Origin of the sequence: Proteus hauseri (assembly GCF_004116975.1) — a bacterium.
GTDB classification, from domain to species: domain Bacteria; phylum Pseudomonadota; class Gammaproteobacteria; order Enterobacterales; family Enterobacteriaceae; genus Proteus; species Proteus hauseri.
Genome location: NZ_CP026364.1, coordinates 2,272,108 through 2,286,264, shown reverse-complemented (window position 1 = coordinate 2,286,264; position 14,157 = coordinate 2,272,108). Strand labels below are relative to the sequence as shown.

The 14,157-nt window shown below is 35.3% G+C and carries 12 protein-coding genes; 8 read left to right on the top strand and 4 right to left on the bottom strand.

Features of this window, described 5'->3' with window-relative positions; translation table 11 throughout:
• Window positions 1-10: 10 nt before the first annotated feature.
• From secD to queA, 4 genes are all read right to left on the bottom strand, one after another.
• On the bottom strand, window positions 11-1,858 hold the full coding sequence (gene secD, locus PH4a_RS10390; RefSeq protein WP_074379334.1) for a protein translocase subunit SecD: 1,848 nt from the start codon (window positions 1,856-1,858) through the stop codon (window positions 11-13).
• 32 nt (window positions 1,859-1,890) lie between these two features.
• Entirely contained in the window at window positions 1,891-2,226 is a 336-nt protein-coding gene (yajC, locus tag PH4a_RS10385) for a preprotein translocase subunit YajC (protein WP_064719015.1), read from the bottom strand.
• A gap of 85 nt (window positions 2,227-2,311) precedes the next feature.
• Window positions 2,312-3,454 (bottom strand): tRNA guanosine(34) transglycosylase Tgt, encoded by a 1,143-nt coding sequence (tgt, locus tag PH4a_RS10380; protein ID WP_064719014.1) that lies wholly within the window; start codon window positions 3,452-3,454, stop codon window positions 2,312-2,314.
• Between the two features lie 198 nt (window positions 3,455-3,652).
• Window positions 3,653-4,723: a tRNA preQ1(34) S-adenosylmethionine ribosyltransferase-isomerase QueA gene (gene queA, locus PH4a_RS10375; RefSeq protein WP_064719013.1), complete on the bottom strand. Its 1,071-nt coding sequence runs from the start codon at window positions 4,721-4,723 to the stop codon at window positions 3,653-3,655.
• Window positions 4,724-4,830: 107 nt separating this feature from the next.
• Between queA and PH4a_RS10370 the strand changes: the two genes are divergently transcribed.
• The 8 genes from PH4a_RS10370 (at window position 4,831) to ggt (ending at window position 13,879) form a co-directional block, all read left to right on the top strand.
• Window positions 4,831-5,418: an acyl carrier protein phosphodiesterase gene (locus PH4a_RS10370; protein ID WP_129039597.1), complete on the top strand. Its 588-nt coding sequence runs from the start codon at window positions 4,831-4,833 to the stop codon at window positions 5,416-5,418.
• Between the two features lie 449 nt (window positions 5,419-5,867).
• Entirely contained in the window at window positions 5,868-6,470 is a 603-nt protein-coding gene (locus PH4a_RS10365; protein ID WP_064719012.1) for a peroxiredoxin C, read from the top strand.
• Window positions 6,471-7,228: 758 nt separating this feature from the next.
• Complete coding sequence (locus PH4a_RS10360; RefSeq protein WP_129041885.1) at window positions 7,229-7,474, top strand: helix-turn-helix domain-containing protein; 246 nt, start codon at window positions 7,229-7,231, stop codon at window positions 7,472-7,474.
• Window positions 7,475-7,495: 21 nt separating this feature from the next.
• A complete protein-coding gene (locus PH4a_RS10355) occupies window positions 7,496-8,260 on the top strand; it encodes a fimbrial biogenesis chaperone (protein WP_064719011.1) in 765 nt (254 codons plus the stop codon).
• A gap of 31 nt (window positions 8,261-8,291) precedes the next feature.
• Window positions 8,292-10,730 carry a fimbria/pilus outer membrane usher protein gene (locus tag PH4a_RS10350; RefSeq protein WP_129039595.1) on the top strand — a complete coding sequence of 813 codons (2,439 nt, stop codon included), beginning with the start codon at window positions 8,292-8,294 and terminating at the stop codon, window positions 10,728-10,730.
• Between the two features lie 14 nt (window positions 10,731-10,744).
• A complete protein-coding gene (afaD, locus tag PH4a_RS10345) occupies window positions 10,745-11,200 on the top strand; it encodes an AfaD family invasin (protein ID WP_064719009.1) in 456 nt (151 codons plus the stop codon).
• Window positions 11,201-11,365: 165 nt separating this feature from the next.
• Window positions 11,366-11,881 carry a hypothetical protein gene (locus tag PH4a_RS10340; RefSeq protein ID WP_164971540.1) on the top strand — a complete coding sequence of 172 codons (516 nt, stop codon included), beginning with the start codon at window positions 11,366-11,368 and terminating at the stop codon, window positions 11,879-11,881.
• A gap of 237 nt (window positions 11,882-12,118) precedes the next feature.
• On the top strand, window positions 12,119-13,879 hold the full coding sequence (ggt, locus tag PH4a_RS10335) for a gamma-glutamyltransferase (protein WP_129039588.1): 1,761 nt from the start codon (window positions 12,119-12,121) through the stop codon (window positions 13,877-13,879).
• The last annotated feature ends 278 nt before the right edge of the window (window positions 13,880-14,157 follow it).

Genomic DNA, 14,157 nt, shown 5'->3' with positions numbered 1-14,157 from the left:
AACGTGCTCCTTAAATAGACAGTTTCTTAATGCGTTTACCACCATACAGCAGGTTGACTATCGCACGAGTACCGACAATAGCGGTAAACATGGAGGTCGCAACCCCGATAGCAGTTGTGATTGCAAAGCCTTTAATGGAGCCAGTACCGACCGCATAAAGGATCACCGCTGTAATCAGTGTGGTTAAGTTCGCATCAATAATACTGGAGAAGGCTCCTTTATAACCTTCATGGATTGCTTGCTGTACTGAGCGTCCGTTACGTAACTCTTCTTTAATACGTTCGTTTATCAGTACGTTAGCATCGACCGCTACCGCAAGTGTTAACACAATACCTGCAATACCTGGCATTGTTAGCGTTGCACCGGGTAATAATGACATTACCCCGACAATCAACACCAAGTTCGCCATTAATGCGGTACTCGCAATCACACCAAATTTACGATAATAAAGAATCATAAAGGCAACAGAAGCAATCAGACCCCATAAACAAGCTTCTAAACCTTGTGTAATGTTCTGAAGACCTAAAGTTGGCCCAATGGTTCTTTCTTCAACAATTTGGATTGGTGCAATCAAAGCACCCGCACGAAGTAACAGCGATAATTGACGTGCTTCATTTGCGTTAGAAATTCCCGTAATACGGAAGCTATTTCCTAAACGTGTTTGAATATTGGCAACGTTAATGACTTCTTCATTTTTTACCAATATTGCACGATCATTTTCATCGCGTTTTCCACTGTCTTTATATTCTACAAAAAGCGTTGCCATCGGTTTACCGACGTTATCTTTTGTAAAATTAGACATAATGGAACCACCCGCACTATCAAGTGAAATACTCACTTGTGGCTGACCATATTCATCAGACTGAGACGTTGAGTCTGTAATATGATCACCCGTTAAAATAACGCGTTTATAGAGAATGGCAGGTGCACCATCTCGGGTATATTTCACTTCTGAGTCACCCGGGATACGACCTGTTTCTAGCGCTGATGGGTCAACAGCAGTATTCACTAAACGGAATTCTAATGTTGCAGTTGCACCTAAAATTTCTTTTGCACGAGCAGTATCTTGGATACCCGGTAATTCAACAACAATACGGTCAGCACCTTGACGTTGAACTAATGGCTCAGCAACACCGAGTTGGTTTACACGGTTACGTAAAATGGTGATGTTTTGTTGTACTGCATAAGTACGTGCATCACGTAAACGTTCATCAGTAAAAATTGCTCTTAAAGAATTATTAGCACCATCTCTAAAAATTAAATCTGGGTTACGACGAGAGAGGTAATCTGAAGCCTTAGAGCGATCATCTGAGTTACGAAAACGAACTTCAACACCATAATTATCCGTTTTACGGATAGAAGAATACGCAATGCCTTCGTCACGTAATAAAGTACGCAGACTCTCAACATTTTGTTCCTGAAGTTTGCCTAGCGCAGTGTCCATATCAACTTCCATCAGGAAGTGAACACCACCACGTAAGTCCAACCCCAGTTTCATTGGCTCACCACCAATGGCTTCTAACCATTTTGGTGTTGCAGGAGCAAGGTTAAGTGCAACAACGAACTGGTCACCTAAAGCAGGTAACAACACTTCACGAGCACGTAACTGAATATCAGGGTTATTGAAACGAGCCAATATCGCACCATTTTCCAGTGCAATTGATTTCGCTTCTATTTTTTCTTTATCTAATAATGATCGAACTTGATCCAGTGTTTGCTCATTGGCGGCGGTTCCCCGCGCGCCAGTGATTTGAACAGCCGGATCCTCACCATATAGGTTAGGAAGTGCGTAAAGCAGACCGATGAGGATAGCGAATATCAGCATCAGATACTTCCACAAAGGATAACGGTTTAGCACGGCAGTTCCCTTTTCCCTTTGGGGAAATTAAATTAAATTGCTTTCATTGTGCCTTTAGGTAACACAGCAGCAACAAAGTCACGTTTGATGGTTACTTCAGTTGTTTCATTCAGAGCAACAACAACATAGCCGTTATCTGAAACTTTAACAACGCGTCCGATTAAACCGCCAGTGGTTAAAACTTCGTCACCTTTACCAATAGAGTCCATCAATTTACGATGTTCTTTAGTACGTTTTTGCTGTGGACGTAGGATCATAAAGTAGAAAATCAAAATAAAGATCACTAACATCGGTAAAATAGACATAAAGCTTGCTTCAGGCGCTGCTTGTCCAGCAGAAGCAACAGCATCAGAAATGAAAAAACTCATTCACTTTTCCTCATTGTTGTCGATATCGACGATATTCAAATTATAAGCCCAATATCATACACAGAATTGGGCTTTGTCGTATACATTAATCACACTTACTTGTACTGCTATTTAACGGTGGCACGGGTTTTCCGATACGCTCGTAGAATTCGTGGACAAACTCTTCAAAACGACCATCTTCAATAGACTGACGAATTTCGGCCATGAGACGCTGATAATAACGTAAGTTGTGAATTGTATTCAGCCTTGCACCTAAAATTTCGTTACAACGATCAAGGTGATGCAAGTAAGCGCGGCTATAGTTTTTGCATGTATAGCAATCACAATGCTCATCTAACGTTGATGTATCTGAACGATGTTTTGCATTACGAATTTTAACTACACCATCAGTCACAAAAAGATGACCATTTCGTGCATTTCGTGTTGGCATCACACAGTCAAACATATCAATACCACGACGGACACCTTCAACTAAATCTTCTGGCTTACCAACCCCCATTAAATAACGGGGTTTATCCGCTGGGATTTGTGGACAAACATGTTCTAAAATACGATGCATGTCTTCTTTCGGCTCACCGACTGCAAGGCCGCCGACAGCGTAACCATCAAAACCGATTTCGACTAGTCCTTTTACGGAAATATCACGTAAATCTTCGTAAACACCGCCTTGAATAATGCCGAATAATGAATTTTTGTTATTTAACTCATCAAAGCGTTGACGACTACGTTTTGCCCAGCGTAATGACATTTCCATTGAATTTTTTGCATAATCCCAATCTGAAGGATATGGCGTACATTCATCGAAAATCATCACGATATCGGAGCCAAGGTCGTATTGAATTTCCATCGATTTTTCAGGGCTTAAAAAAATCTTTTCCCCATTAATGGGATTACGGAAATGGACTCCCTCTTCTTTAATTTTACGCATTGCGCCTAAACTAAAGACTTGGAACCCCCCTGAATCCGTTAAAATTGGTCCTTTCCATTGCATAAAATCATGTAGATCACCGTGTAATTTCATTATTTCTTGGCCAGGGCGCAACCACAAATGGAAAGTATTACCTAATAGGATTTGTGCACCTGTTGCTTGCACTTCTTCAGGTGTCATTCCTTTAACTGTGCCGTAAGTACCCACGGGCATAAATGCAGGAGTTTCAACAACACCACGATCAAAAATAAGGCGACCACGACGCGCATTGCCATTAGTCGTTTGTAATTCGTATTTCACACATCCTCCGGGCACCAGAAAAACAGTCTGATGCGTAATAAAAAAACAGCACATTCTAAACATTTGTTAGACGACTGTATATGTTACATCAATAAAAACCCGTGTTTAGTCAAGGTCATCGGGGGTTAATAGTGAAATAACAGCACACTTGACCTAAAAGACAAACTTAAAACGATAAATTCTGATGATATATCTAAGTTATATTCCAACTTTTTCATCTATAGCTAATGGATTACGTGTAATAAACATCGCATCGCCATAACTAAAAAAGCGATATTGTTGTTCAACTGCTTCTTTATAGGCATTCATGGTATTTTTATACCCCGCGAATGCAGATACCAGCATAATCAACGTAGATTCGGGTAAATGGAAGTTGGTAATTAATGCGTCGATAACTTGGTAGTTATAGCCTGGGTAAATAAAAATCTGAGTATCATCAAAGAAAGGAGCAATCAATGCATCTTTCGCCGCATTAGCAGCACTTTCTAAAGAGCGTACAGAAGTTGTTCCTACCGCAACGACTTTATTACCACGTGCTTTGCACGCTAATACTGCATCCACTACATCTTGAGGCACTTCTGCATATTCAGAATGCATAGTGTGCTCTTCAATATTATCAACACGAACAGGTTGAAAAGTACCCGCTCCTACATGCAGGGTAACAAACGCCATCTCGACGCCTTTATTTCTTAAAGCTTCAAGTAAAGGTTCGTCAAAATGCAGACCCGCTGTTGGCGCAGCAACCGCACCAGGGCGCTCGTTATAAACCGTTTGATAAAGCTCTTTATCAGATTCTTCATCAGGGCGATCAATATAAGGAGGTAGTGGCATATGCCCAATACTATTGAGAATAGTCAATACATCTCGCTCATCATCAAAACGGATTTCAAAAAGTGTATCGTGACGCGCTACCATAGTAGCTTGAACACTTTCATCCTCACCAAGAATAAGCGCAGCGCCCTCTTTGGGTGATTTAGATGCTCTTACATGAGCCAACACGCGATGCTCATCAAGCATACGTTCAACCAACACCTCAATTTTACCGCCAGAAGCTTTACGTCCATATAAACGAGCAGGAATAACTCGCGTATTATTAAAAACCAGCAAGTCTCCAGCATTTAATTTATCTAAAACATCCGTAAATACATCGTGCGATAATTCCCCCGTTGTGCCATCAAGAGATAGCAAGCGACAACCACTGCGTTGCGGCTGAGGATAATGAGCAATCAAGGCTTCAGGTAGTTCAAAACGAAAATCTGATACACGCATAATTAAACAGCTATATTGATAAAAAACAGGCGGACTAGTCTAGTGCTGAGAGCTAATCAGTGCAACAAAGAAGCTCTTTTTTATTTAAAAAGCGCTATGATATTGAAATGAACTATCTCGCACACTTACACCTCGCCTTTAGAGCAAAAAGCTCTCTATTAGGCAATATGATGGCTGATTACGTAAAAGGCACGCCTAGCTCTGATTACAGCCCCGCTGTCGTTGAGGGCATTCGTATGCACCGACGCATTGATGTGCTAACAGACACACATCCTTTAGTAAAAGAAGCGCGTTTACTTTTCCCTACTGAATATCGCCGTGTTGCTCCAATTACCTTAGATGTTTTTTGGGATCATTTTTTGTCGTTGAATTGGTCTCAATTTGAGCCACAAATACCACTGACCGAATTTGTAACACAGATCCGAAAAATAATTGAACCTGATTTATGGAAAACACCAGAAAAATTCCAAGAACTCAACGAATACTTATGGTCACAATCTTGGCTTATCCGTTATGCAGATCCCGCTTATATTGAACAAACATTAAAAGGAATGGCACGCCGCCGGCCTAAACTCAGTGCACTTGCAGGTTCTTATATTACTCTTGAAACGCATTACAGCGAACTCAGTGAGATTTTTTGGCAGTTTTATCCACAATTGCTAGAAAGAGCACAACAACATCAGTTGAATGACTGATACATTTACACTTGTTTTTTAATTCATCTTTTTGTTATATATTGATATTACGTTGTAATATCAATAAGATGCTTGAATTAACCACCACTTTATTGGTAACGATTTGTTAACAAGCGTGGTATTCGTTTTCAAAGTTGATTAGAATACCGAGTCATACAAGGAGTCATAAATAATCCTACTTTATCGTATTCAGTTAATAGTTAGAGTCTATTAAATAGATTGTTCTGTTCGACTTTATCGATAGCGATTGATTATTTATGCTGTATCCATCATTTAAAAACAGGGTACATACTCTAAATAATTCGAGGTGTAGCTAGGCGACAAGTGAATGAGTCACTAGGAGCATACAAAAGTATGTGATTAGCGCGAATGAACACAGTCAACAACGCTACACCTTGAAGTATGACGAGTATAAATATCCTTAATATTTCAATCTACAGGAGTACATTATGGTTCTGGTTACTCGTAAAGCCCCTGATTTCACTGCTTCAGCTGTTCTTGGTAACGGTGAAATTGTTAATGATTTCAACCTGCATTCATTTATCAAAGGCAAACCTGCCGTTATTTTCTTCTGGCCAATGGATTTCACCTTTGTTTGCCCTTCAGAACTGATTGCATTTGATCACCGTTTTGAAGAATTCCAAAAACGCGGTGTGGAAATCATCGGTGTTTCTATGGACTCTGAGTTCGTTCATAACGCATGGCGTAAAACCCCTATCGATGATGGTGGTATTGGTGAAGTAAAATACCCAATGGTTGCTGATATCAAACATGACATCATCAAAGCCTATGGTATCGAACACCCAGAAGCCGGTGTCGCGCTGCGTGGTTCATTCCTGATTGATAAAGAAGGTGTTGTTCGTCACCAAGTGGTTAACGACCTGCCATTAGGTCGTAACATTGACGAAATGATCCGTATGGTTGACGCTCTGCAATTCCACGAAGATCACGGCGAAGTTTGTCCAGCTCAGTGGGAAAAAGGTCAAGAAGGTATGGGCGCATCTCCAGATGGCGTTGCTAAATACCTGAAAGCGAACTCTGGTAAGCTGTAATACCGTCATTAAGTTAGTAATATAAGTTACTTTCTATAAAAAGAAATATACTTAAAAAAGATAAAGCCTCTTTTGGGGGCTTTATCTGTCTATACCTGTTTATATCTGTCTATAAACGGATAGTAAAAGAAATATCCCTCTTCTTATTCTCCTCTCGTTTTAAAAAATCGGTTACTTCATCTGACTTTTTTAAGTTTTAAATAAAAATCCAAACTAAATAGTCATCATATAACGATATAAAAATATGCTAGTCATAAAATGATACTAAATAAACAACCATCATAATATGATAAAAAAGGCATTAATCATAAAATGATATTAAATAAATAATCATCATAATATGATTTAATTTTTATTTTTAATGAATAGCTATATTATTAGAAACAAATTATTACAGTTATTATTATATTCTTACTCATTTTTTAGGTTCACTTTGAATTATATTTCCTAGTGAGAATTAATATCAAAAACAATCACTCTATTTCTCATCAATATATTTTTTTAATATAAAACAATACATTAAACATAAAAAATAAAAACATCAGAAAAATATCGGAAAAATAAAACCACTTGAAGTGGTAAAACCGATCAATAAATCAATTACAATAGACAAAACCTATCAAAACTATACTGATTGATCGTTTAAAACGCTTTTACAACAGATTTGAATAAATATAACCTTGGCTTCAGATAAAAGAATATTTAACTTAAGGTAATTAAAAAATGAGTACTTTAAATACTGGAAACAATTTAAATTTATTTATTGGCCATTTTATAAAAAAAAAAGAAAATTAAAAAACCTATCAGGCAAAGAACTAGGTAAATTATTAAAACTAAGTCAACAACAAATATCTAGATATGAAAATGGTAAAACATCTTTTACTTTAGAATATATATTGAGCTTTTCTTCCATATTAGAAATGGATACTTTTGAACTATTCGAAGAAATAGAACTATGGCTAAAAAAAAATAATATTGTAGAAACAAAAATAATTTACTACTAGAAATATTAAGAAGACTTTAAAATGAATATAAAAACAAAATTTTTGTTATCTCTTTTGCTATCAATTTTTTCTATTAATGCTGTATCAGAAGAAATAAATAATGATATAAATCTTAATAAAAAAGAGTTTCGCTTAAAATTAGGTGCTTCTCGCGTTATCTATAACAGTGAAGATAAAAAAGGAACTTCTCTTACAATTTATAATGAGCAAGATTATCCAATCCTAGCTCAAGTTTATGTCTTAGATGAAAATAGAAATAAAAAAGACAATAATTTTATCCTAACACCACCATTAGTAAAATTAGAGGCTAATCAACAAAGTAGAATACGTATTATTGATACCGATTACAATAAATCTGAAAAAATTGAAACATTAAATTGGTTATGTGCACTTGGTGTTCCTCCTAAAGAAGCCGATAATTGGGTTGATAATAAAACTAAAGAAACGCTAGATAAAGCCAATATTAACTTTCAAGTTAGTGTAACGAGCTGTATTAAATTATTAACACGTCCCCCTTCTTTAAAAGGGGCATCTGAAAACTTTGCCAATCATCTACAATGGAAAGTAGAAAATGATAAGATTGAAGTAAGAAATCCTTCACCTTATTATATTAACTTTGACTCTATCTATATTAATGATAGACAAGTTAATTATGCTGGATATATTCCTCCATTAGGTTCTAAAGAATATCCAATTATAAATAAGAGTAATATTTATAATATAAAATGGAGTGTCATCACTGATTTTGGTGGCATAACAGAAAAGTATACTCAATCTATTAGATAGTCTATAAACTAACAGATAATAGAGGTTTTCTGTGCGAATAAATAAATCAACATTAATAATAATATCATTAAGCTATGCAGTTACCTCTTATGCGGACAGCTATACTTTTGATAAAAATTTTTTCAACAGTTCTATCAATGACATTGATTTAGCTAATATTGAAAATGATAAAAAGCAACCAGGGAATTATTTATTTGATATTTATCTAAATAATCAAATTGTTGATATAAAAGAAGTTGAATTAAGAGATATAAATAATAAATTAACACCTTGTTTATCATCACAACAGCTAGAAAATTACGGTGTTAATATAAAAAAACTAGGTATATCAAAAACAAATTGTGCAGATTTATCTAAAATACCTTATATTATAACTAATGTTATTTTTAGTGAGCAAAAATTAAATATTTCCATACCGCAAATATATCTAGATAACAAAGAAAAAGGATATATTGCAGCAAGAAATTTATGGAACAATGGCATTAATGCGTTTATTTTAAATTATAACGCAATGGTAAATAATATATCAGGAGATAATTATAGTAATAACTTTTCTTATTTTCAGCTTTCTCCAAGAATTAATTTAGGTGCTTGGCGTTTTTATAATCAAACAAACTGGAATAAAAACAAGAATAATAATGGTAAATGGGAAAATGTATATAACTATGCTGAAAGAGCAATTAATAGCATAAATAGCCGGGTTACATTAGGTGATAGTAGTACACCAAGCGAAATATTTAATAGTGTTCCTTTTCGTGGTGTCATGTTGGCAAAAGATGACAGTATGATCGCTAGTATACAAAGCCAGTTCTCACCAACAATACGAGGAATAGCCCGTACACAAGCTATTGTTGAAGTAAAACAAAATAATTTTACTGTTTATAAAACCTCTGTTGCTGCTGGTCCCTTTGAATTAAGTGATTTTTTACCAACAAGTTCTAACGGAATTTTAGAAGTCACTGTTTATGAGTCAGATGGGAGTGAACAATATTTTACAGTACCATTTAATAAGCCAGCTATTGCTGTCAGAGAAGGATATCTAAATTACCATACGATGCTAGGAGAATATCGTCCAACAAATAGCCGTATTGATAAAGCTGCGATAGTACAAGGAAGTGCAATTTACGGATTGCCTTGGAATATGACCATATTAGGTGGTTTTCAAGGTGCTAAAAATTATCAATCTATTGCTTTAGGTGTTGGGAGTGATCTTGGAAATATCGGTGCTATCTCTATTGATGCTATAGCAAGTCATTCGCAGAAAAAAAATCAAGACACGCAGTCTGGTGCCGCTTGGCGATTACAATATAGTAAGGCGCTATTAGCAACGAATACCATGATAGCTTTATCAAGTTACCAATATGCATCACCAGGATTTAACGATATTAATAATGTACTTGATACCTATCAGGATGATGATTATACGACGCTTCAAACAAAAAATTATACAACGCTTTCTTTAATACAAAGTTTTAAGAGTTTAGGTAATTTTACTTTATCAGGTAGCAAACGAAAATTTTATAATAATAGTAATGAAACCAGTTATTCTGCTAGCTATTGGTATGGATGGAAATATGCTTCTCTTTCACTGAGTTTAGCGAAAACGAATACAATACGTAATAATAAAAAAGAGTCAGATAATATTTTTAATTTACAACTAAGTATCCCGCTAGAAAGATTAACGAATACAGATACAACTTTAAGATATCAAACAATATCAAATAAAAATGGCTCAGATAGTAATCTTATTGATTTAGCAGGCTCAGCATATGATCACCAATTAAATTGGAATATTAGCCAAAATCTCTATTCTGATAGTGACTCAAATACCAGTTCACTGGGATTAGGTTGGACAGGTACTTATGGAAAAGTAACTAGTAACTATAGCTATAATAAAAATGTAACACAAAAAGGCGCAGCAATTTCTGGTGGCTTTATTGCTTCTGAAAATAATGTAACTTTTAGCCAAACAATTGGTAATACGGCAGCATTAATAGAGGCTCCACATGTTACAGGTAGTCAGGTTAATAGTTATCCTGGTTTACATACCGACTTTAAAGGAAATGCTGTTTTATCTAATTTAACACCTTATCAAGTGAATGTTGTCTCCATTGATCCTACAACATTGCCTGATAATGTAGAATTACCACAAACAGATATGAAAGTTATTCCGACAAAAGGGGCAATTATTAATACTCAATTTACTACAAGAGTAGGTGAACGAGTCTTAATAAATATAAACACACACAATAATAAAAAGATTAGTTTTGGTTCAATTGTTAAGCTTGAAAATAACACCAATATTATGGGTATTGTAAACGATAACTCTCAAGTATATTTATCAGGATTACCTGAAAAAGGAACATTAGTTTTATACTCTGGTAAAGAACAATGTAATTTATATTATAATTTAAAAGATAAAGAAAATAACAATGGTATTTATCATTTAACATTAACATGTCAGCCATAATAATGAGATTAAAAATGTCTTTATTTAAAAAACATATAATATCAAATTTAAAGAAAACTATATTTATTTCACTAGGATTATATTTACCTTTCTCTTATAGTTACGCACAGCAATTAATTTTTGATATTAGTATAAATAATAAAAATTTATCAGGATATTACTCAGATGGAACTGTTATTGGTTATGGCATGATATCTCACCTAGATGAACATAAAGGATTTTTGATTAGTACTAATCAAAGAAAATTGTCTATAACAGAAAACAACATCATTATTACAGGAAAAACAAACATCAATAATACAATCAATATAAAAATAGCAGGTAATAATTGGAGAACAGACGAGGACAATAATTTTATTTTAATTACTAAAGAGAAAGAGGCTTACTTCCAATTAATTTTAAATGGAGAACAATATATAAAACCAGATAAATATAATATTTCATTAAATGGAGCGTATATTATAAAATAATACCAATTAAAAAAATCAACATTATCTTTAAGTTAATAATTAATCTTATTATTTATTTAAATAACAAGCTATATATTGTTTTTAAAATAATAATTAACTATGTAAATAGTAAATAATAAGGTTGGTTATTTATACCACCTATCATTAAATATTGGAGAATATAAATTGAAAACATTAACATTAAAAAATATCGTATTAGCATCAACTTTAGCAGTTATTTGTGGCTCAGCTAGCGCAGCTCAAACCGCTGTTTCTGATATCAAAACTGCAACTGCTGATATCACTTTTAGCTCAACAAGTACCATCACCCACACATTAACACCAGTGAAAGATCTTGTTGCAGGTAAAGTCGCAGATAGAACAACTGTTGCTAATGGTTCTGTTACTGGTGCAGATGCAAACAATTATGTTGCACTTCGTTTTACAGCAAATACAGCTGAGGATATCGACCCAATGCTAGGTAACTTTGCTACTCTTGTTGGCAAAAATAAAGATAACAAACTGCAATTAGCTCTTACCCCCGCAGTTGGTTCAAACTACAAAGCAGTACAAGTTGATAATGTTGCTTGGATGGCATTAGAAAAAGGTCAAAATGCTTATAAATTAGTTGTAAACAAAGAGCAAACAATAGCTGCTGATACTTATACAGCTTCTATTGATGCACTAGAAGTCACACAATAATTAAACAAATAAAAAATGGGGCTTCAAGCCCCTTTTTTTATTCAATATGCCAACCAATCCTTATCTCCCCTCTTATTGCTTATTTTTAATTATCACATTAAAAAAAAATTCACTTCATTTATCATCTCTTCCTATACTTATTGTTACCTAATTGTTAATTTTGATTAATTACAGTGTGTTACTTCTTTTTTATTTTAAAAAAATAAGCATAACCCACTGTTACTTATGGAGATAATAATGATTACAATAAAAAGAACACACCTGCTGTTACTCACCGCCCTTTTTTCTCACTCACTCTATGCCGCTTATGAGCCTGCCGTTGAAGCACAGCATGGCATGGTTGTCTCTTCTCAACATTTAGCCTCTCAAGTAGGGAACGATATTTTACAAAAAGGGGGGAATGCGATAGATGCTGCCGTTGCCGTGGGTTATGCACAAGCGGTAGTCAATGCTTGTTGTGGCAATATTGGTGGTGGTGGCTTTATGACTATACACCTTGCTGATGGCACAAATACCTTTATAAATTTTAGAGAAACCGCCCCTGCTGCGGCTTCAAAAAATATGTATCTAGATAAAGAAGGTAATTTGATTAAAAATGCCAGTTTATATGGTTATCTTGCCTCTGGTGTGCCTGGTACAGTGAAAGGTCTTGATGCCGCATTGGAAAAATATGGCACCCTATCACGCCAAGAAGTGATGGCTCCTGCAATTAAGCTCGCTAGAGAAGGTTATATTTTAACCCGTGCTGATACTGACGTGTTGGAAACCACTACAGAACGATTTAGACAAGATCCTGGATCCGCAAAAATATTCTTAAGACCTGATGGCTCACCTTGGCAACCAGGAGATCGCCTTATTCAAACTGATTTAGCTAACACATTAGAATTAATCGCCAATCAAGGATCGGATCAGTTTTATCAAGGAGAGATCCCTCAAAAAGTAGAACAAGCCTCAAAGCAACACAATGGGATGCTCACTAAAGAAGATTTTGCTAATTTTACTATTACTGAAACCAAACCTATCACTTGTACCTATCGAGGCTATGAATTTATTTCAGCGCCGCCACCAAGTTCAGGGGGGATCACAATTTGTCAAACTCTCAATATCCTAGAAGGATACGATCTTAAATCGATGGGCTTTAACTCTGCTCAATATGTTCATACATTAACAGAAGCAATGCGTCACGCTTATATGGATAGAAATACCTTTCTTGGCGATCCACAATTTATTAAAAATCCAACAGAGAAACTACTCAGTAAAACCTATGCCACAGAAATCCGCCAACAAATCACGCCAAATAAAGCAACGCCTTCAGAAAATGTACAACCCGGGATCGCTCCTCACGAAAGTCCAGAAACGACTCACTATTCTGTTATAGATAAAGACGGAAATGCCGTTTCAACCACTTACACTATTAATGGACGTTTTGGTGCTGTCGTTATTGCTCCGGGAACAGGATTTTTCCTTAATAATGAAATGGATGATTTCACCACCAAAGTGGGTGAAAAAAATCTCTATGGATTAGTACAAGGTGAGCGTAACAGTATTGCACCATTAAAGCGTCCCCTATCATCAATGAGCCCAACTATTGTCACTAAAGAAGGCAAACCTTTCTTAGTATTAGGATCACCAGGTGGGTCACGTATTATTTCGATCACCTTACAAACCGCACTCAATATCATCGAATTTGGTATGCCACCACAAGAGGCCGTTAATAGCCCTCGGATCCATCATCAATGGCTACCCGATGAGGTTTACTACGAGCAACGTGGACTATCAAAAGATACATTAGAGCAGCTATCATCTATGGGATATAAAATGGTAGAACAAACGCCATGGGGTGCAGCTGAATTAATTATGGTTGGTATTCCTGGTGAAGAAGGTGTTATTCCAGCCTCGTCTGGTAATGATTCTGCCGTTTCTGGTGCCGTGCGTGAGGGTTACCTGTATGGCTCAAATGATGTGCGTCGCCCTGCGGGTAAAGCAGTCGGTTACTAATAACTAAACACAAAATAACACTGACACAAGAAACCTTATTCAATTAGATAAGGTTTCTTTTTTTATAAAAATGATCTAGTCACGGTTTTACAATTAATTAATACATTATTTAATTAATAATTATCAATATTCGAATTTGGTAATATTTTTTATTTTAATCAAATGTCAATTTAGTATTTAAATAATAATATTTAATAAAAAATAAGAGCAAACTGCCTTTAATTTAAATTCAATAATAGAATATATATAAATAGTAGTTATTCTCTTTCGTAATTACA